This window comes from Spirosoma sp. 48-14, assembly GCF_001898575.1.
Taxonomy (GTDB): Bacteria; Bacteroidota; Bacteroidia; order Cytophagales; family Spirosomataceae; genus Spirosoma.
The window spans coordinates 240,785-262,409 of sequence record NZ_MKUD01000058.1 but is presented as its reverse complement, the minus strand read 5'-3'; the positions used below and the strand labels follow the sequence as shown (position 1 = coordinate 262,409).

At 47.3% G+C, this 21,625-nt stretch carries 15 protein-coding genes; 8 read left to right on the top strand and 7 right to left on the bottom strand.

Features of this window, described 5'->3' with window-relative positions; genetic code table 11:
• Positions 1-60 precede the first annotated feature (60 nt).
• Complete coding sequence (locus BGO59_RS25880; RefSeq protein WP_293688701.1) at positions 61-606, bottom strand: DUF177 domain-containing protein; 546 nt, start codon at positions 604-606, stop codon at positions 61-63.
• Positions 607-795: 189 nt separating this feature from the next.
• On the opposite strand from BGO59_RS25880, the gene BGO59_RS25875 reads away from it, so the two are divergent.
• The 4 genes from BGO59_RS25875 (at position 796) to BGO59_RS25860 (ending at position 4,293) form a co-directional block, all read left to right on the top strand.
• The gene (locus BGO59_RS25875; RefSeq protein ID WP_293688456.1) at positions 796-1,689 is read left to right on the top strand and encodes a DMT family transporter; all 894 of its coding nucleotides are present in this window, start codon (positions 796-798) and stop codon (positions 1,687-1,689) included.
• Between the two features lie 106 nt (positions 1,690-1,795).
• Positions 1,796-2,005, top strand: a complete 210-nt coding sequence (locus BGO59_RS25870; RefSeq protein WP_293688454.1) for a hypothetical protein — start codon at positions 1,796-1,798, stop codon at positions 2,003-2,005.
• Positions 2,006-2,169: 164 nt separating this feature from the next.
• Complete coding sequence (locus tag BGO59_RS25865) at positions 2,170-3,675, top strand: S41 family peptidase (RefSeq protein ID WP_293688452.1); 1,506 nt, start codon at positions 2,170-2,172, stop codon at positions 3,673-3,675.
• 75 nt (positions 3,676-3,750) lie between these two features.
• Entirely contained in the window at positions 3,751-4,293 is a 543-nt protein-coding gene (locus tag BGO59_RS25860; RefSeq protein WP_293688450.1) for an exonuclease domain-containing protein, read from the top strand.
• On the opposite strand, the gene BGO59_RS25855 is transcribed toward BGO59_RS25860, so the two are convergent.
• On the bottom strand, positions 4,290-7,478 hold the full coding sequence (locus BGO59_RS25855; RefSeq protein ID WP_293688448.1) for a sensor histidine kinase: 3,189 nt from the start codon (positions 7,476-7,478) through the stop codon (positions 4,290-4,292). The two genes, BGO59_RS25860 and BGO59_RS25855, sit on opposite strands and share 4 nt — an antisense overlap.
• 261 nt (positions 7,479-7,739) lie before the next feature.
• Between BGO59_RS25855 and BGO59_RS25850 the strand changes: the two genes are divergently transcribed.
• Positions 7,740-9,845: a prolyl oligopeptidase family serine peptidase gene (locus tag BGO59_RS25850; protein WP_293688446.1), complete on the top strand. Its 2,106-nt coding sequence runs from the start codon at positions 7,740-7,742 to the stop codon at positions 9,843-9,845.
• Between the two features lie 70 nt (positions 9,846-9,915).
• Here BGO59_RS25850 and BGO59_RS25845 read toward each other — a convergent pair whose 3' ends face one another.
• A complete protein-coding gene (locus tag BGO59_RS25845; RefSeq protein WP_293688444.1) occupies positions 9,916-10,443 on the bottom strand; it encodes a hypothetical protein in 528 nt (175 codons plus the stop codon).
• A 277-nt stretch (positions 10,444-10,720) separates the two neighbouring features.
• Positions 10,721-11,290 carry a peptide-methionine (S)-S-oxide reductase MsrA gene (gene msrA, locus BGO59_RS25840; RefSeq protein WP_293688442.1) on the bottom strand — a complete coding sequence of 190 codons (570 nt, stop codon included), beginning with the start codon at positions 11,288-11,290 and terminating at the stop codon, positions 10,721-10,723.
• Positions 11,291-11,401: 111 nt separating this feature from the next.
• Here msrA and BGO59_RS25835 point away from each other — a divergent pair, with 111 nt between their 5' ends.
• From BGO59_RS25835 to BGO59_RS25825, 3 genes are all read left to right on the top strand, one after another.
• On the top strand, positions 11,402-12,283 hold the full coding sequence (locus BGO59_RS25835; RefSeq protein ID WP_293688440.1) for a PPK2 family polyphosphate kinase: 882 nt from the start codon (positions 11,402-11,404) through the stop codon (positions 12,281-12,283).
• A 209-nt stretch (positions 12,284-12,492) separates the two neighbouring features.
• Positions 12,493-14,925, top strand: a complete 2,433-nt coding sequence (locus tag BGO59_RS25830) for a TonB-dependent receptor (RefSeq protein WP_293688438.1) — start codon at positions 12,493-12,495, stop codon at positions 14,923-14,925.
• A gap of 48 nt (positions 14,926-14,973) precedes the next feature.
• Positions 14,974-15,876 carry a DUF4249 domain-containing protein gene (locus BGO59_RS25825; protein WP_293688436.1) on the top strand — a complete coding sequence of 301 codons (903 nt, stop codon included), beginning with the start codon at positions 14,974-14,976 and terminating at the stop codon, positions 15,874-15,876.
• Positions 15,877-15,947: 71 nt separating this feature from the next.
• On the opposite strand, the gene BGO59_RS25820 is transcribed toward BGO59_RS25825, so the two are convergent.
• The 3 genes from BGO59_RS25820 to secDF form a co-directional block, all read right to left on the bottom strand.
• Positions 15,948-16,745 (bottom strand): sulfite exporter TauE/SafE family protein, encoded by a 798-nt coding sequence (locus BGO59_RS25820; RefSeq protein ID WP_293688434.1) that lies wholly within the window; start codon positions 16,743-16,745, stop codon positions 15,948-15,950.
• Positions 16,746-16,851: 106 nt separating this feature from the next.
• Positions 16,852-18,354 carry an APC family permease gene (locus BGO59_RS25815; protein ID WP_293688432.1) on the bottom strand — a complete coding sequence of 501 codons (1,503 nt, stop codon included), beginning with the start codon at positions 18,352-18,354 and terminating at the stop codon, positions 16,852-16,854.
• A 165-nt stretch (positions 18,355-18,519) separates the two neighbouring features.
• Positions 18,520-21,612 carry a protein translocase subunit SecDF gene (gene secDF / locus BGO59_RS25810; RefSeq protein WP_293688431.1) on the bottom strand — a complete coding sequence of 1,031 codons (3,093 nt, stop codon included), beginning with the start codon at positions 21,610-21,612 and terminating at the stop codon, positions 18,520-18,522.
• Between the last annotated feature and the right edge of the window lie 13 nt (positions 21,613-21,625).

Below are 21,625 nucleotides of genomic sequence, written 5' to 3'. Positions count from 1 at the left end.
GGTTACAACAGTTGAGAAGAAACTGGGTAATCTCAAAAAACCATCACCCTATAACGTCATTTAATTGTTATTTAATTTTCGTAGAGCTGCCCAGCGAGGATCAATGTCTGGCTGTTGCTCGTCTACGTCGTCAGCTTCAGCATCCGTACGGTAAATCACTTTACCATTTTGGTCATCGTCGTCCGAATCCTCTTCTGCCCGAAAACGCGGATGCAAACGTTTCATAGGAAGAGACAGGCTGATGAACTCAAAGATGTAACGGGCTAGATTAATCGTAGCCGTGTTTCGTTCAATAAGTTCAATCTCGTCGGTTAGTTCTTCATTATGATCACCAAATTTTAGCAGCATGATATGCCGCGTATCAACTGGTTCATCATATTCTTCAAGGCTGCGATCACAGACTTGTTCGACGGTGCCTTTGATCTGAAAATCGAGCCGAATCATGGTTTCCGATTTGTCCAGCAGCAAATGTGTGTGTACATTTCCTTTCTCGATCAAATCCTGATCCAGCGCAGCAAAAAAAGCATCATCCGACGTAAAGTCGTATTCATGCCGTTTATTGTCCAGACCGACAATGTGAATGTCGTATGCGCGTAATGCGTTCACCTTTCGTTCCTCCTCTCCAAAAAATAGGAGCGCAAAGGTACGAAGCATTTGTGAATCAGGAAAGTGAATGCTGAAAAAAAGCTGTGAATCTGTGGGTTCGCTGATGCATCAGGCATAAAATAACCTAACAGCAAGAAAGTTTGAAAGAGAATACCTACAATGACTTTGCTTCCGAAGCATCAATGACCTATGCTACTGACCATTAGTACACTGACTTCTTTGGCCATTCTGGTTCGGATAATTGCTAACCCGCTTTCAAACGTGTTTCAAAAGCAGTTGACACAACGAGCAGCCGATCCATTGTTTGTGATTTCGGCAACATATGGCTTTCTGGCATTAGTTTGTCTACTGTTCTGGTCTCAGCTACGCTTTCAGGGTCTGTCGGAAGAGTTCTGGTTAAGCATGATTATTTCCAGCGTTTTAGCCATGTTTGGCAATGTGTTTCTGGTCAAAGCGCTACACATTGGCGATTTGTCGGTTCTGGGGCCTATCAATGCATATAAATCGGTGGTGGGTTTACTCACTGGTATGTTTTTACTGCATGAAATTCCAGGCTGGTGGGGATTGCTGGGTATATTGCTGATCATTACAGGAAGTTATATTGTACTGGCCGACAGGCAGCAGCGCAAAGGCTTTTCATGGGAGATTTTTCTTCTTCCAGAAGTGAAGCTCCGACTGGCAGCACTTATTTTTTCGGCTATTGATGGGGTCTTTTTAAAGAAGGCTATTTTAGTATCAACACCCATCATCGCATTTTTTTACTGGTGTCTGCTAGGCTTTGGTTGTACGCTAATTTGGATAATGCTAACCATGCGAAAGCAATGGCGGCAACAGGTGGGGCTTCTGATAGATCAGCGGATCATTTTTATAGCGCTATGTCTGTCCGTTGGGCTTACCCAGGTGGCGAGTAATGTTGCACTGGCTGGTATGTCTGTGGGCTATGCGTTGGCCCTGTTTCAAACGTCGGCCTTATTAAGTGTGTTGTTTGGCTATCAGTTTTTTCGCGAGCAGGGAATTGTCCGTAAACTTATCGGAGCAGGCGTAATAGTCACAGGGGCCATATTGATTACAATGTTAGGTTAATCATTGGCAGCTTCTGGTATTCGGTTGTGTCATAGCAAGCGGTACGATGAGCTGTAAACATCCTTTGATAAACCAGGTTAACGTTACTAAACAGAACGAACTAATTATGGCACAGTACCAACTTGTTGAAAAACACGCTATCGAGCACCACAATGAATATTATGAGGTACGCCCCACTCAAACCGACGGCGAGCCTAAAAGCCTTTTCTTCACTACAAATGAGGAGAATCTGGAAGAAGTAGCCGACGCTATAGTTGGCGAACACATGCCGGGTGTAAAACACTGGACGGTTATTCCTCACCGAAAGGATAGTTGATAAATTAGTAACTAAATCGATTAATTGTGCTGTTTAAGGGACCCTAAGCAAAATTTTAAGGAAGTTTTAAACAAATTTTATTGATTATAGTTACGCCTGATCGTATCTTCACTTAACGAATGATACGGTCGGAGGGAGGCCGTCGTCTACCGTAACTTGTATCGATGAAGATTGGCCGAATTCTGCTTGTAGTAAGTACCTTACTCAACCTTGGTAATCGCATAGCCACAGCTCAAGAGTTAACACCCGCTCAGGCGCGGGCTGATATTTCCTTTTTAAAACATAAGCTCGATGGTCTGCATCCGGGTATGGGGTATTATACACCGCAGGCTCGCATGGAACAGCTCTATGATTCGCTGTATAACAGGCTGACGTCTCCTATAAGTTATCTGTCGTTTTACCATCATGTTAGCCCGTTGGTAACCGCTCTGAAAGACGGCCATACCAATCTGAATCATCGCCGAAATTATATCGGGAAGCAAACGCGGTATTTGCCCTTCTACATCCGACCCGTCGATAGTCGGTATTTTATTAGCCATAATGTATCGTCGGATACGTCGCTTCAACGTGGCACCGAGTTGCTGATGATCAATGGCCGGGCGGTGGCTGATCTGCATCGTGAACTGATGGATGCTGATCGGTCTGGCTCTGACGGCGATAACCTGACGGGGCGCCGGTTCTGGAGTATGGTGCAGTTTGCCGATTATTACGCAGCCTGGTTTGGTTCGGCCGATTCCGTTCGAATCACCTATCGATTAACTACAGATACGCTAATCCGGGAAGAGCGAATCGCCTGCCTGTCCCTTCAGGATTTTCGGCGGACCATCCAGCGTCGCTATGGGGTAGATATCGATCGGCGCCCAAATCTGTCTGTTAAAGTAGTCGATACGCTCACTCACACGGCTGTGTTAAGGGTTTCCTCATTCATGGGGTTAAAGAAGAAAGATCCGTTTCAGTGGGCATTTAACCGCAGGCTGAAACAGGCTTTTAAGCAGATTAAAGAAGAGAATGTGAAAAATCTGGTTGTCGATATGCAGGGAAACGGGGGCGGTATTGTGCTCAACTCGGCCCGATTGCTGCGCTACTGGATGCCCAATTCGTTCCGAATGATGGAACATGAGGATATGAAACGGGCGGCCCGTGCCGAACTGGTTACCCCCTGGAACCCGTTTTCGGCACTTAATTTTAGTTTGCAATACAGGTCAGAAAAAGGAGGTGGCTTTACGAGTCGCTCATTACGACATAAATACCGGCCCCGCCGTAAAGATGCGTTTACGGGAAATCTATATTTTCTGCTGAATGGTGCTTCTTTCTCGGCGACCACTACTGTATTAGCTAAAACGCTCGATGCGGGCATGGGTACGTTTGTCGGTGAACCCAGCGGGAGTGCGTATTGGGGCGATTTTGCCGGGCATTTTAAAACGATTATTCTGCCTAACTCTCGGATTCAGGTTCGTATACCACTTAAAAAACTAACCCATTCTGTCAGTACCGACCGATCAAACGGGTTTACTGTAGAGCCTGATTTTAGTGTTTCCCGTAGTTACAACGATCTGATGACCAATCGGGATTACATTCTGGACTACACTCTCCAACTGATTCGGCAGGGTGTGGTGGCCCGAAGACCCGGCCAGACGCAGCCAGTACAAGTGTCGGCACTACAGGAATAATACATTTCAATGCGTCAACAGCGAACTCATTCTTAGCTGTTCGCTGTTGACTCTGTAACTGATAACGGATTTTTTGTGTATTGTATCGTCGACGTTGAAACAACTGGAGGCATAAACGGCCCGACTCGTCTTACTGAAATTGCGATCTTTCGTCACGACGGCCAGCAGGTTGTTGATTCGTTTCATTCTCTTCTTAATCCGGAGTGCCCGATTCCCCCGTTTATTCAGTATCTGACGGGAATTTCGGATGAGATGGTTCAGGATGCCCCAACCTTTGCCGATGTTGCCGAATCGGTCCTTCGCATTACCGAAGATGCCATTTTTGTGGCGCACAACGTCAGCTTCGACTTTAACTTCGTTAAAAAAGAGTTGAATTGGCTGGGATACGATTTTTATCGACGTACACTCTGCACAGTTCGTACAAGTCGGAAGGTAATTCCCGGCTATCCCTCTTACAGTCTTGGAAAGCTCTGTAAGTCGTTAGGAATTCCGTTGCATGGGCGCCATCGGGCTCAGGGTGATGCTGCGGCTACCGTTCTTTTATTCGAGATGTTGCTCCAGCACGATTCGCGTGGACTAATTCCGCGCGTAGTTCCCCGTATTGAGTTTCCGAACTAATTGGCATGGGGTTGCTTGATTAGCACCTTATAGATTGGTTGATGGCTAAGTGGGTCAGTCGGTATTTCGATCGTAACTTTTACACCAAAACCCGGCTTGCTTTCCCAACTGATGCGTCCACCCAGCAAAGCTACCCGCGACTCAATGTTACCCATACCTAAACCCGGTGCTTTGCTGCGTATCTGGTCGTAATTGAAGCCTGATCCGTCGTCCTGATAAACCAGAACAAGCTGGTCTTGCTGAGGCTTCAATTGTAGACCGATCCGCCGTGGACTGGCGTGTTTTAGCGAATTACTGACCAGTTCCTGCGTAATGCGATAGAGCATGACTTCGGTCTCGGTGGGAAGTCGATTGGCATTTTCCAGCGTATCTCCCCCGTCGAATTGAGCAACAATACCGCCACTGGCACCTATTCGGGAAAATAGTTCATCAACAGCCGCCACATACCCATGTTGTTCCAGAGTTTGCGGATTCAGCTTTCGAAGCAGATTTCGGACGTCGCTGATGGTATCGTTAATTAGTTGATTTACCGTCGATTTAAGGGAGAGAATTTTTGGGGTTTCTCCAGCTTGTTTTGTTAGTTGATTCGTATACAGTTTGATAGTGGCCAGGCGAGTCCCAATTTCATCATGTAAATCGCGGGCGATGTCTTTTTTGACCTGCTCCTGAATCTCGTATGCCAAACGCAGTCGGTCAACCTGCTGCTGGCGAATACTATCTTCCCGGCGACGTACCCAAATCCAGACACCTACTATTAGTAATACGATCAGGCTTAATACAAATGGAATCGTTTTCCAGAATGGGGGCTCAATGTGAATAATCAGTTTCCGAATCCGATGACTCCAGTGCCCATCCTGATTAGCCGCTTTGATCTGAAAGGTATAAGAGCCGGGTGGTAAATTGGCATAGCGTACATAGTTACGCTCGCCAGCCATAACCCATTGGTCGTCGTAACCCGTAAGCTGATACTGATACGAATTATGGCCATTGCTGAAGAAATCAAGGGCGGCAAATTCAAGGGCTAATGTATTTTGAGAATAGTCCAGACGGATTTCTTTCGTTTCACCCACATAGGTCTCGGAACGATACGGTTGTTCGTTGATCGTGAGTGAGTAAATATAGACATATGGATTGAAGGTGCTGCTCCGAAACGCATCAGGTCGAAAGCGGTTGAAACCATTCACTCCTCCGAAATAAAGTTCACCATTAGCTGCCCGCATAAACGCATTGCCATTGAACTCGTATCCCTGAAGGCCATCTTTCGGGGTAAAATTTTTGATAACCTGCGTTTCGGGGTCTAGTCTTGAAATACCTCGGTTCGTACTCATCCAGATTTTCTGCTGAACGTCGCTAATCGTGCCGTAGACGAAGGAATTGGCCAGGCCCTGTTGTTCGGTATAAAGCCGGAATCGGCCCGTTTGAGCATTTAGCGCTACTAATCCTCGGTCGCACGAAAGCCAGATTGTTTGCTGACTAGCATCAGGCCGGATGTGCAAGATCATAAACCCTTTCAGGCCGGAGCGAAGAAATCGCCAGTTGAGGGATTTGCCAGCTTCTGGCTGGGAAAGTTGATAACAGTAATACCCGTTTAGGTAAGTGCCTACCCAGAGTTGATGCGCTTTAGTGTTGTACCAGATGCTAAAAATGTTCTGTCCGTCGAGTAGAGGTAATTTTGACCAGTTACGTTTGACGGTATTCAACACGTAGAGACCATCTTCGGTCCCCGCCAGTAAAAAGCTATCACTGATACTGGTCAGATTGCGTACGTAATTGCTGCTAACGAGGTTTGTTGAGCTAGAAAAAGGAATGGATGTGAACGTTCGTGATTTTGAATCAAACGCCAGAACCCCACCGATATGACCCACCCAGATACGGCGTTGCGGATCACGGTATAAACACTTAGGGACGATCTGAGGGCGGCCATTACCGGTTAGCGGTGATGTAAAAAAGCGCTCGGTTATTAAATTGGTACGTGGGTCGAGCACATTGATGCCTGCCTGAGTGAGCACCCATAGCCGATCGAATCGCTCCTCCAGAAATCCCCGAATCGTATAGTTGGTCAGTTTCTGATTGGCAGGCAGCCCATCATTAGCCTGACTTTTCACCGAACCACCGAATAAAAAGGCATCGGGAACAATACGGGCCATGCCATCGGGGTCTGTATTAGCCCAAACGATCCCCGTGTTGTCTACATATACCTTGCTGATTTTAAACTCATTGAGCTGCCGGGTGGCTTTCAGGAAATCGGTTACCTGTCCAAACAGACGAGAACGTTTATCAAAATACAACACACCATCCTGTTGTGTACCAAGCCACAGGCGGCCGCGATTGTCGGAAGCCAGGCTATAGATTGAACTAATCGTATGATTGCCAACCAGATCATACGTCTGGAAGGTGCCGTTTTGATAATTGAGTCGAATCAGGCCTTTATGGGTACCCAACCAGGCAATACTGTCCTCAATAAAAAAGGAAGAAACCGCCTGTGCCGAACCCGCCAGATTGTGGGGATGATTGCTAAAATAGCGAGATAGTTTATGGGTATTGGGCTCGTAGCGCTGGATACCTGTGGTTCCATGCAGCCAGATATCGCCCGATGGGGTCTTAACGGCGGAACTTTGCAGATCATATTCGCGGGTGGGATGCAGATTGGCCGCTAATATGGTTTTGCGTAGTGTTCGGTAATTGAACTGCACCAGCCCTTCGGCATCGCTCAGATAAGTCAGATTAGTAGAGTCAATAGAGAAAGGCATGGTACGGCTTGTGAGCCGGGAACGGCCTGGCTTTGAGCCATTGACAAAAAAGCAATCGAAACGGTCATGCCGACGGTCATAGCGGTTCAGCCCCACCTCTGTGCCTATCCAAAGATTGCCATCAGTATCTTCGACAATACCGAAGATATTAATGCCCCGAATAGTGCCTGGCTGCACAATACCATCTTTCGTTAAGGCGGGTCGGTACGTGTGGAAATGGTGGCCATCGTAGCGATTCAATCCATCCTGTGTTCCGAACCACAGAAAGCCACGACTGTCTTTGTGAATGTAGTAGACCGAGCCCTGCGTAAGGCCGTCACTAACGCCAATATGATCGACCCGGAAAATGGGCGTTGTTGCCGATTGCCCCCGTACAAACTGAGGCCATACACTCCAGAAAAGCACAACTAGGTACAGATAGCCAGAGCGTATCATTGGGGCAAAGAGTGGTAGTTGAGGAAGCCTTTGTAAATGAGCTATTTATTTGGTAAATATCCAAGTTTGTAGGCTAATAAATACAGTTAGGTTGCGCTAATGTTGACATATGACGTAAATGATGAACCCGATGTGAATCATAGTAAATCATAAACAGCTAGTGTTTCTCCGATTTCAAGTCGAAATTCGTAGCCTGTAACGATTTTACCATCAATCGTCAAGCAAACTATGCGTTATTTGAGGGTTATTCAAGTATGTCTTATGCTAAGTTCACTGGGGGCACAGGGGCAGGCAACGCAGCCGCTTACCTATCCGCACGCTCGTAAAACCGATCAGGTCGATACCTATCATGGTACGCAGGTAGCTGATCCGTACCGTTGGCTCGAAGATGACCGTTCTGCCGAAACGGCCGACTGGGTTAAAACCGAAAATAAAGTAACGTTCGACTATCTGGCGCAGATTCCATACCGTAAACAGTTACAGAACCGGCTGGAACAGATATACAATTATCCAAAATATTCGGCACCCAGCCGGAAGGGCGATTGGTTCTACTTCTCGAAAAATGACGGTCTGCAAAATCAGGCCGTTCTTTACCGACAAAAAGGCCTTGACGGAAAACCCGAGCTAGTCCTTGACCCGAACAAATTGTCGACTGATGGGACCACCCGGCTTGGGGCTTTTTCATTATCGAAAGACGGGAAATATGCTGTTGTAGGTTTGTCGAAGGGTGGTTCCGACTGGCAGGAATACCAGATTATGGACCTGGCCACGAAGCAATATCTGTCTGAAAAAATCGAATGGGTGAAGGTGTCGGGCGCAGCCTGGCAGGGCGACGGGTTTTATTACAGCCGGTATCCGAAACCCGAAGGCAGTGCCTTGGCTGCCAAAAACGAAAATCACCAGGTATTCTTTCATAAACTCAACACCCCGCAGTCGGCCGACAAGCTGGTATATGAAGACCCCAAAAATCCCCAACGGTTTCATACACTACAAACCACCGATGATGAGCGATTTGCATTGCTAACGGTGAGTGACCGAGGCAAAGGGAAAGATGGCAATGCACTGTTTTTCCTGGATGCGAAATCAGGAAATAAAACCTTCGCACCTGTTGTTGCCGACATTACCGACTTTAGTTATGACGTGGTCGATAATGACGGTGATCGATTACTTATTTTGACGAACGAAAAAGCGCCGAATAGTAAAGTCATTGCCTTCGATACAAAGAAGAAAACCTTTGCCGACCTTATTCCTGAAAAACCAGAACCTATTGCCGAAGGAAGTGTACAGGCGGCTGGTGGTAAACTGTTCGTCGAGTACAGCAAGGACGTTGTCTCAAAAATTGATGTGTATGATTACAACGGCAAGTGGGAGAGTGAAGTGAAACTACCCGCTTTGGGTTCGGCTGGGGGCTTTGGTGGCGAGAAGGACGACAAATTCGTATTCTATACCTTTACATCCTTTACATTTCCACCTACCATTTACCGCTACGACATTGCCACGCGAAAAAGCACTGTTTTTCGGGCACCCGAAGTTGACTTTAAGCCTGATGCCTATGAGACCAGGCAAGTATTCTATACGAGTAAAGATGGTACTAAAATACCCATGTTTCTTACTTATCGAAAGGGCCTGAAGCTGGATGGGACCAACCCGACTTTGCTGTATGGTTATGGTGGTTTCAATATAAGTTTACCGCCTTCGTTCAGTCCATTTCGGATTCCTTTTCTCGAGCAGGGAGGTGTGTATGCTCAGGCTAACTTACGCGGGGGGAGTGAATACGGCGAAAAATGGCATGAGCAGGGTATGAAGCTGAAGAAGCAGAATGTATTCGATGATTTTATTGCCGCAGCTGAATACCTGATTGCCCAGAAATACACCAGCCCGGCTAAACTGGCTATTCAGGGTGGGTCGAATGGTGGATTACTCGTAGGGGCTGTTATGAATCAGCGGCCCGAACTGTTCCGGGTAGCCATCCCACAGGTAGGCGTGATGGACATGCTCCGGTTCCATAAATTTACCATCGGCTGGAACTGGATCGCTGATTATGGAAGTAGCGATAATCCCGGAGAGTTTAAGGCGTTGTATGCCTATTCGCCCATTCAGAACATCAAGCCCGGCCTGAATTATCCGGCCACACTGATCACAACGGCCGACCACGACGATCGGGTAGTACCGGCGCATTCGTTCAAATATGCCGCTACACTTCAGGAAATATATAAAGGAAACAATCCTATCCTGATTCGGATTGATACCAACTCAGGTCACGGCGCAAGTAATACGAAGAAGAATATTGAGCAGACAGCCGATATTTATTCGTTTATCCTCTGGAATATGGGCATAGCCAGCCTGAAAGAAATAGCGGATAAATAGTATCTTCTAGCAGAAAGGCACTAAAAAAGGCAACCACATGCGGTTGCCTTTTTTAGTGCCACAACTGTGCTTACAGACCGAAGGTGATACCCAGCATCAAAGGAGCAATACCCGTTCCTAATTCGCCAAAGGCACCTACTTTTTCGCTAAAGAAGTAACGGCCACCCAGGTGAATTGGCAGATAGATACCACTACCAAATGTGTTAAAGCCACTACCGAAACTTGAGCTGTAAGTTACGCTCTCATAACCTAAACCGATACCTGCATACAGATCAGCCTTATCAGTACTCAGGTTCAACAGTTCGTTAAAGTGATACGAACCCCGAGCTGCGAAATATAGGTAGTTGATTTTGTCATTGTAACCGAGGTAACCATAGTTGAAGCTACGATAAGCTACTTGGCCACCGACCGTAATATTTGGAGCAACGCCGAAATCGGCAGAACCGCCGAACGCGATACCACCTACACTAGCATAGCCACCTACGCCAATTCCAAGGTTGATTAATTTGGTTCCTTTGTCAATTTTATATTGAGCAAATGATTGGGTGCCGACTAACAGACCAAGAACCAATAAGATAGAAAAGTGGATTTTTTTCATTTGACGAAACTGATTTGTGTTAAAATTTGAGACAAAGTAAAAGCGAATCTGTGGGCCTCACAAACGCCTAAACAGACCTCTTATTATTCGGTCAATATTGACTTTGTGACAAACATAGCAAACAGGGATTTATAACCTATAATCTATTTTGAAATAAATTGTTTAAATAACTAGTCTTCAGTAAGTTGCTTTTGGATAAGTCTAAGTTTAGTACACTATATAAATAAAAAGCTCCTCAATTTGAGGAGCTTATCTACTATAATTTTAATGAAACTTACTAGGCATGATTTAAATCAGGTTTCAATTTTTCTTTAAAAACTTTCCTGAATTTATCTACTTTCGGAGCTACAACAAAAGCACAGTAGCCCTGATTCGGATTGTTGGCAAAATAGCTTTGGTGGTATTCTTCAGCTTCGTAAAATGTACTGGCCGGCGAAATTTCTGTAACAATTGGGCTGTCATAAGCGCCCGATTTATCCAGTTCTGCTTTAGCTGTTTCGGCGAGTTGTTTCTGCTCGTCGTTGTGATAAAAAATGACCGATCGGTATTGCGTACCAATATCATTTCCCTGCCGATTGAGTGAGGTTGGGTCATGACTGCGGAAGAACGCTTCAAGCAATTCTTGATAGGTAATTTGCGTAGAGTCATACGTCACTTCTACACATTCGGCATGGCCGGTTGTACCCGTACAAACCTCTTTATAGGTCGGATTTTCTTTGTGGCCACCTTCGTAACCCGATACGGCCGCAATAACGCCCCTTAGTGATTCGTAAACGGCTTCGGTGCACCAGAAACAGCCCGTGCCAAAGGTCGCTTTTGCCAAAGCGCCTGATTGATTTGTTGCCATATAATTTGTTTCGACAAACCTGTTGAGTTCCTGAAACCTTATAGTTTTATTCGGTTAATTTGCCTAACTAGTTAACAGAACTTCCTAACGTAAAGTTTACCCTTCACTGCCGTGACTGATTTCAATACTGACCGCTTCCGTTATGACGGCGAAAAGCCGCTGAAAATTAAAAAAGCGCCTACTAAAGTTGATGACCTTTACGAAGATGATGCGCATTATGAAGCCATTCTTCGGCAGCAGGCTTCCGAAATCGATAAGTGGCAGGAGCGTATGTTTGCCCACAACCGATACGGACTTCTGACCGTATTTCAGGCGTTGGACGCGGCCGGAAAAGATGGTACGATCAAACATGTATTTACCGGAACCAACCCAGCCGGGGTTCGGGTCTACTCCTTCAAACGCCCAACCGATCAGGAACTAGATCACGATTTTCTATGGCGAAGTTGGCGTGAGCTTCCCGAACGGGGTATGATTGGCATATTTAATCGATCGTATTATGAAGAGGTGCTGGTCGTAAAAGTTCATCCCGAAATCCTTACACAAAGCCAGCGCCTGCCCGAAAAACTAACGGAAGATCTGGATAAGCTGTTCAAACATCGCTACGAAGCCATCCGGGATATGGAAACGTTTTTGCACCGCAATGGCTTCCCAACCATCAAGTTTTACCTGCACGTATCTAAAAAGGAGCAGGCCGATCGACTAATTGCCCGAATTGAGGATATCGACAAAAACTGGAAGTTTGAAGAGGGCGACGTGAAAGAGCGGGATTTCTGGGACGATTACCAGGATGCTTATGAAATCTGTATTAATGAAACCGCTACGGACAAAGCGCCCTGGTACGTGATTCCGGCCGACGATAAGAAAAATATGCGATTGCTGGTTGGGCGAATTATCATCGATGAGTTGAAAAAACTGCCGATCGAAAATCCTGAACCTGATGAAAAGCGATTTAAAGAGTTACAGAAACTGATTGCGGTTATAAAAGCTCAATAAGTGTCAGGGCCAATTTGGAGATTGGCCCATAAATCTGCCCCTACTTTTCGTTCAGTATTGGTTTTGTCCTGTATGTAAGGCCGTTCAGCCTTGTTTTTAGCAGCTTTATCTAATTTTAGCTAAGCTCTGGGTTAGTAGCCATACCTTTGCGTAAGCATTTGAACAACCTGACGTATCCATCCCATCGGATACTCATTATCAATAACGCAATGAAACACGGCTTACCCGTTTGGCTATGTTGCCTTTTTATCGGCACGCTGTCGCTACAGCCTGATGAAGCGCAGGCCCAACCAGCAACCAATACGCTTGCAACTACTCCAGAAAAACCAGCCCGAACAGCCGGGCTAACCATCAGTGGCTATGTAAAAGACGGCGCCAATGGCGAAGGGTTGATTGGTGTATCGGTTTATGTAAAAGAAACTGGAACAGGAGCGGTTACCAATAGTTATGGATTTTACGCTATTACCTTGCCTCCTGGTGGTTACAACCTAGTTGTTAGTTATATCGGATACGCTAAGCAAACCCGAACAGTTGAGCTTACGGATAAAAACGTGCGGCTCGACCTCGAACTAAAACAGGAAGGGAAAGACCTTCAGGAAGTTGTCGTTTCGGCCAATCGGGAAGACGATAACGTGAAGAACATCGAAATGAGTGTCAACCGGATTGATGTGAAAACGTTGCAGCGGATTCCGGCATTGCTTGGGGAGGTCGATGTGATTCGGAGTATTCAATTACTGCCAGGCGTTACAACGGTGGGTGAAGGAGCTACCGGCTTTAACGTTCGGGGTGGTAGTATCGACCAGAATCTAGTACTGCTCGACGAAGCGCCGGTTTATAACTCTTCTCACCTGTTTGGCTTCTTTTCGGTGTTCAATCCCGATGCAGTTAAAGATGTAAAACTCATTAAGGGTGGTATTCCCTCCAACTATGGTGGTCGGATCGCGTCGATACTGGACGTTCGATTGAAAGAAGGAAATGCGAAAAAGCCTGAGTTAAATGGCGGTATTGGTTTGATATTCAGTCGACTGTCGTACGAACGACCCTTGTTTAAGGGGAAGGGATCCTTCATCGTGGCGGCTCGTCGTTCCTATGCCGATATTCTGGCGCAGCCATTCCTGAACAGCGATCTGAAAGGGGCAAAGTTCTACTTCTACGACCTGACTGCCAAAGGCAATTACCGGATCAACGACAAAAACACCGTTTTCCTATCGGGCTATTTAGGGCGCGATGTGTTTGGGTCAGATTTTGGGTTTAACTGGGGAAATGCTACCGTATCGGCTCGCTGGAACCACATTTTCAGTGAGCGATTGTTTCTGAATACAACCGCTTATTACAGCAACTATGACTACTCGCTGAATACCGACTTAAAGCAGAAGAGGCCCAACGATTTCTTCCGTACCGATTCCCGCATTGTGGATTATAGCCTTAAACCCGATTTTTCGCTGGCGCTCGGCAAGAATCTGATTACGTTTGGCGGTCAGGTAATTATTCATGACTTTCAGCCCGGTACGGCTACGGCTGCCAGCGCTGGCGTCGTACGTTCGTTCGGAATAGAGAATAAACACGCACTCGAAACGGCATTATATGTTGGGAATGAACAACAGCTAACCCCACAACTTCAGTTACAATACGGTCTGCGTTATTCGCTCTTCAATTACACCGGGCCGGGCGAAGCCTATACCTTCCAGACCGATGTACCCGTAGGGACCCGGCGGCAGGTTCTGACAACGGTAGCCTATAAAGGTGGGAGTACTATTCAAACCTACGGAAACTGGGAACCTCGTTTGGCGGCTAAGTATGAGCTGTCGGGCAATAGTTCGTTAAAAGTCAGTTACAACCGACTGGCGCAGTACATCCACCTGATTTCGAACACAACAGCGTCTACACCACTCGATGTCTGGACACCATCGACTAACAACGTTAAACCGCAGATTGCCGACCAGGTTGCGGCTGGCTATTTCAAGAACTTCGGCCATACTGGTCGTGAGTTCGAAGCGTCGGTGGAGGTGTATTACAAATGGCTACAGAATCAGATTGATTATATCGACGGGGCCAGCCTGATTCTGAACAAGTATCTGGAGGGTGATTTGCTTAGTGGAAAAGGGCGGGCTTATGGAGCTGAGTTTTTCGTAAAGCGCAACACAGGAGTTGTCAATGGCTGGGTTAGCTACACGCTGGCCAAAACTGAGCGACAGGTGGCAGGCATCAGCAACGGTGACTGGTATCCAACCCGTTTCGATAAACGGCATACGCTGACGTCGGTGCTGCTCTTCGACCCGCCACAAGCCAAACGCTGGAATTTCTCGGCTACGTTCACGCTCGCCAGTGGCACGCCCGGTACGTTCCCCACAAACCGATTTGAATATGAGGGTTTTGTGGCTCCGATCATTGATGGGCGTAACAACTACCGTATTCCGGCCTACCACCGCCTTGACCTGGCGGCCACCTTACAAGGGCGTAAACGGCCTGGTAAGCGTAAGGAAGACAACTGGGTGTTCTCGGTCTATAACGTCTACGCTCGGAAAAACCCGTTCTCGGTGTATTTCCAGCCCAATGCCGACAACCCAAGGGTGACTGAAGCCATTAAGTATTCGGTTTTTGCGACCATCATCCCATCGGTGACTTACAATTTCAAATTCTAGAACAACAAATCTGTAGCCAAACGCCATCCTAAAAAGGCCACTACTACAATGACACGACTTTCAATACTATTCGCTTTACTAGGTACTATTGTGTTGCTCGATAGCTGCACAACGGTCATTGATGCCAAGCTGAATACGGGCCCAACGCAGCTTTCTGTTGATGCCTCATTGACCGACCAGCCCGGCCCTCAAACCATCCGATTAACGCAAACAGCTGCTTATTTCGACAACAGTACACCGCCAGCCGCTACCAGTGCTACGGTAAATGTTATCGACGATGCCGGAAAGACCTATAAGTTTCTAGACCCTGACAACGATGGCTATTACGTATGGCAGCCAACAGGCAACGATACCTTAGGGCATATTGGCCGGACCTATCAGCTTACCATTGGTTTTCAGGGAGAGACGTATCGGGCTGTTTCAAAAATGAACCGGGTGCCATCCATTGATTCACTCATTTTTGTAAAGCGGAAGCGTAGCCCTTTTTCAAAGATTGAAGGATACCGGGCTGAGTTTTATGCGATGGATATTCCTAACCAAACCGACTACTACCGGGTGCGTTTTTTCCAGAATGGGCAACTACAGAATAAGCCGGGCAATATTGTCACATCGCAGGATGGGGGATTTCGTAGCGGTACTTCTGTTACGGATGGGCTGATGTTTATTGCACCTATCCGGCGGTCAATTAATATTGATAGTTTATATAATATGAATGATGTGGTAAAAGTAGAATTGCAATCGCTTACGTCGGAAGCTTTCGACTTCTGGCAGCAGTTCCGAACCCAGATTACCAACGGAGGATTGTTTGCTACGCCACCTGCCAACATTCCTACCAATATCATCAATACCAATGCGTCGGGTCGAACGGCTGTCGGATTTTTTATTACATCGGCTGTGCGTAGTCGAACGGCTACGGTTAACCAGGCCAATATCCGGGTTCGGGAAGACTAAGTTGGTAGACAAGACTTGTAAAGCAATAGGCTGGGGACTGGATGATTATTGACAATTGCCTACTAAATAATCTACAGAATCTCTTTCAGGATTATATAGGTTGCTACGGCCAGAACGAACCAGCCGAAGCCTTTTTTTAAACGGTCAGGCGGGACAAAACGGGTGAAATACATCCCAATAAAAATGCCGACAATAGATAAGCCGGTAAAGGGCAGCAGAAAATTCCAGTTAAGATCGGTATGGTGAATGTCGCCTAGAAAGCCTACGAACGAGTTGACCGCTATAATCAGTATGGAGGTGGCTACAGCCCGGTGAATGGGTAGACCGGCTAACAGAACGAGCATCGGTACAATCAGAAAACCACCCCCGGCTCCGATTGTGCCTGTCAATAGACCTACCGAGAGTCCATCCAGGGCCAGATTGCCGTAACGAGGCTTTCCATCAGCCGCTTCCCCCTGTTCGGGCCGTTCACTCCGAATCATAGACCGAGCGGCTAGCACCATGACAATTGCGAAAAAGTAGAGGATAGCATCGCTTTTCGAGAGTTGAAAGTGATCAACCTGAAACAATGGGTCGGGTAATGCAGGAACCAGAAATCGCCGGCTTAGGTAAACGGAAACAAACGAGGGAAACGCAAAAGCGGCTGTAATCCGCAAATCGACCCGGCCTTTCCAGATATGATTGACCGAGCCGACCAATGAGGTAGATCCCACTACAAACAGCGAATAGGTAGTGGCTAATACAGGTGAAATCTGGAAAACGTACACAAAAATAGGAACGGTCAATATCGACCCCCCTCCGCCGGTTAAGCCAAGCACGATTCCGATAATAAGGGCTGAGGCATAGCCAATAAGTTCCTGTGTACTCATGCAGCACAAAAGTACGCTCCTTATACTAGATCTTTAGTCTATAGACTAATGAAAAATGCCCCTTAGTTCTCGACCAAGGGGCATTTTTACTCAGGGGGTGAGAAGTTTATTCTTCGGGATTATTCAAATTGCTGTGCTTACGGCTGTAGGCGAAATACACGATAAGCCCAATAATACACCAAACGACGAAGGTGATTTTCGTATCGGTACGTAGGTTCCACATCAGATACAGGTTCGCCAAAATACCACAGGTAGCAATAACAGGCAGAACTGGTGTACGATAGGGGCGTTCCAGATTTGGCTCCCGAACGCGTAGCAGCCAAACGGCTCCACAAATCATGGCAAACGCAAACAGGGTCCCCGAACTGGTTAACTGCGATACTTTATCGATAGGAGTAACGGCTGCTACAATCGAAACGATGGTCCCGACAAAGATGGTACTCTTCCAGGGGGTTTTAAAGGTAGGGTGAATCGACGCGAATAGCCCTTTGGGTAAAAGACCATCTTTGGCCATGCCCAGGAAAACGCGGGTTTGTCCCAGCATCATCACCAGCATTACAGAGGTTAGACCGGCAATAGCAGCAATCGTAATTAAATATACGGCCCAGGTTAAGCCAGCGTCTGCAAAAGCCTGCGCAACCGGCGCTTTCAGGTCAAGGGTATCGTACTTAACCATACCTGTCAGTACCAGCGAAACCAAAATGTATAGAGCCGTACAAATCAGCAGCGACGCAATGATAGCGAATGGAACGTCTTTTTTCGGATTGATAGCCTCACCAGCTTGTGTCGAAACGGCATCAAAGCCAATATAAGCAAAGAAAACGATACCGGCTGCTGTGACGATACCGGGAACACCAAAGTGGGTTTGGCCTGTATCGTCGGTAACGGCATTTGGAACAAATGGGGTCCAGTTGGCAGTATCGACAAAGAAAGCCCCGGCAATGATCACAAAAATGACTGTTGCTACTTTCAGCATCACAATCAGGTTATTGGTGCTGGCGGCTTCTTTTATACCCTTCACTAGGATGTAGGTCACGACCCATACGATCAGGAGGGCGGGTAGGTTAATGGCAAATGTAAAATCAGGGACGGCAGTACCGGCAGCCCGTAGAGCATCGGCCTTTTCGTGGGCAGTAACCGGGTCGTTCATCAGCCATATGGGCGGTTCTATATGGAATAGATGGAGGAATTTTTCAAAGTATCCCGACCAGCTCACGGCTACCGTAGTAGCGCCCATCATATATTCCAAAATAAGGTTCCAGCCGATGAGCCAGGCAAACAATTCGCCAACGGTCCCATAAGAATACGCATAAGCTGAGCCCTCTACCGGCAGAATCGACGCAAATTCAGCATAACACAAGGCGGCAAACGTACAGGCGACCCCTGCAATGACGAAAGCTAGTGCTAGTGCGGGTCCTGCCCATTCGCGGGCGGCAATCCCCGTCAATACGAAAATACCACCACCAATAACGGCTCCAATACCCAGCGAGGTAAGGCCCCAGCGCGTTAGTACACGTTTAAGCTCACTTTTTTGCGCATCAGCGGCATAAGCCGAAAGCGGCTTTTTGCGCATCACGCTGGTATCAACTGTCTTTAGTTTAGTCTCCATGTAGGGAAATAGAGTTTGGTGATTGTGTCGTTTAGAAAAAGAATCTTGGGTAAAACCGTTTGGAAAGATACGAAAAAAAAGAGCGAAAGTGCGAAAGAGTGAAAGAGCGAAAAAATTGCCGGATGGCTTTCGCTCTTTCACTCTTTTGCGCTTTCGCTCTTTACCTTACGATTGCGAAGGGCGAATCAGAGGTTTTTTATCTTTCTTTTCCTTTTTGGTCGCTGTAAATTCTTCAGGCGTAGCAGCCTCTTTCGTTGTGAAATCGGCAGGAATAGCGTCATAGCCGGTTTTCTTTTCGGCGATGGCTGGGGCAGCCGTATCTTTATCCTGATCACGGCTTAGGGCATCAACCACAATCGGGGTAGCAACGAATAGCGATGAATAGGTACCGACAACGACACCGATCAACATAGCGAACGAGAAGCCCCGGATAGTTTCGCCCCCGAAAATGAAGAGGACTAATAGAACCAGAATGGTCGAGAAGCCCGTTACGGCTGTTCGGCTCAGCGTACTGTTCAACGCGTTGTTGATAATGGTCGGAATGCTTTCTTTCTTACCCCGGTTTTCGTTCAGGTATTCACGAACCCGGTCGAATACAACAACTGTGTCGTTCATCGAATACCCCATGATCGTCAGCAAAGCACCAACAAATGCCTGGTCAACATCGAGCGAAAAGGGTAGCAGTCCGTTGAAAATCGAGAAGATAGCCAGGATAATCAAAACGTCGTGGAACATGGCAACCACCGCACCGTAACCAAACGCCAGTCGTTTGAATCGGATCAGGATGTAGACGAACACGACCGCTACCGCCAGCAGAATTGACCATACAGCCGAGGTCATAATATCGTTGGCAATAGTTGGCCCCACCTTCTGTGAGCTTTCGATTTTAGCCGGATTCCCTTTCAGGCTGCTTAATCCTTTGTAGATAGTGGCTTCGGCTTTCTTGTCAGCGCCCTGCGAGTTATCATCAACCAGATATGGTGTGGTAACTTTTACCTGATTGGCACCAATACCCGTACCACCATAGGTTTTCACCTCGGGCGATGCACCTAATACACCTTCCAGCGAATTCCGAACGTCGTCGGTGCTAACCGATTTCTCAAAACGGATTACGTACGAGCGGCCGCCTTTGAAATCTACTCCTAGTCCAAATCCTTTGAAAAGGACCGAAATAATACCCGCTGCGATAATGGCCGACGAAATAGTATAGTACAGCTTCCGGCGCGATACGAAATCGAAATCAGAATCTTTAAACAGGTTCTTAGCCCATGACGATGTAAATGTTAACGTTTTGCCGTTACGGATATAATATTCCAGAATCAGTCGGGTAATGAAAATGGCTGCAAACAGCGATGTCAGAATACCGATAATCAACGTCGTAGCAAAACCCAGAATCAGACCTGTACCGAAAATGAAGAGGACAACACCTGTCAGGAAAGTCGTCACGTTCGAGTCAATAATTGACGACATGGCATTTTTAAAGCCATCGGCAACGGCCACCTTAAATGTTTTGCCTTCTGCGAGTTCCTCTTTAATCCGCTCAAAAATCAGTACGTTCGCATCTACGGCCATACCTATCGAGAGTACGATACCGGCAATACCTGGCATCGTCAGCACGGCACCCAGCGAGGCCATAACACCCAATAGGAAGAACAGGTTGACAATCAGAGCGATGTCGGCAATCAAACCTGCACGATTGTAGTAAAATACGACAAATCCCAGTACGAGCAGGATACCAACAAGAGATGATAGGACCCCAGCGCTAACGGCCTCAGAACCCAGTGTAGCACCGACAATACTTTCCTCAACAATATTGGTTGGAGCAGGCAGTTTACCAGCTTTCAATACGTTGGCAAGGTCTTTGGTCTCTTCAACAGTGAAGTTACCCGAAATGCTTGAACGACCATTTGGAATTTCGTTCTGTACGTTTGGAGCCGTATAAACCAGGTTATCCAGCAGAATAGCGACTGGGCGACCTACATTGGCAGCTGTCAGGTTACGCCATTTACGAGCACCTTCGGCATTCATGTTCATGGTCACTTCGGGGCGGCCACGGTCGTCATAGTCGTTGGTAGCATCGGTAATCACATCGCCTTCGAGCGGAGCACGTCCGCCTGATTTTTTCAGGAAATAAAGTGGCAGAATCTCTTTACCATCCGTTGCTTTGAATGCTTTCCGATCCCAGGCAAACACGATGTCGGCCGGAAACAGGTTACGGATCTCAGGCGTATTCAGAACGGCGTTGGCCCGTGCTGTATCTTTCAGGTAAACACCCAACTGGTCCTGGCCAACTGGTAAGAACAGCTGCGTAAGCGCATTGCCCTGAGCAGCTGCGGCAGCCGTATCGTTTTTCGCTTTGCTGGCCGAATCCGATTTGTTGCCCTGAGCCAATTGTGACTCCAGGCTCGATGTGCCCGATGCGCCTTTAGTGGCTGTGCCTGCGGCTGGCGAGCTAGTTTTCAGGGCCGTTTTCCGGGCGGCTTCTTCGCGTAACAGGTAAGCGCCAATGCCTTCAATAGCCGGAGCCAGTTCGTTCAGGCGGTAAACTTCGGTAAACTCCAGTTTAGCAGCACCTGTCAGCAGACGACGAATACGCTCTGGATTATCGACACCGGGCAGTTCGATCTGGATACGGCCAGAACCCGGCAAACGCTGAATGTTAGGGTTGGCTACCCCGAATTTGTCGACCCGTGCCTGAATGATCTGATAAGCCCGTTTGATGGCATCTTCAACTTCCGTATTCAGTAACTTCCGAACTTCGGTATCCGACGATTGGAAGTTGATTTTGCTGCGGTTCGCACTGGTTGCGAAAACGGTTGCCAGTTTGGTATCTGGAGCCAGTTTTTTGAACTCATCCGCAAACAGATCCACGAATTTGGCGGTGCTGGTTTTCTGATCTTCCAGCGCCAGTTTCAGCGCCTGGTTGAATTTCGGATCGCGGTTATTACCCGACAGGCCACGCAGAATATCGGCCGGAGACACTTCGAGAACGACGTGCATACCGCCCTGTAAGTCAAGACCCAGACCCAGCTCGCGTTCGGTTACTTCCTGGAGCGTGCTACCCAGATAAACGGGCTCTTTCCACAGCGAATCCAGATAATGCTGTTTCTTGTTACGGTCAACAAGCCCCTGCTTATTGGTGGCGTAAGCCTCAGCATCCGTTTTAATGCTCCGCGAGACGAAGGTAAATGACAGGAAGTAGAGGCAAATAGCCGCAATAACCCCAGTCAGAATTAGAATTCCGGTTTTGTTTTGCATTGGTTTGCACAGG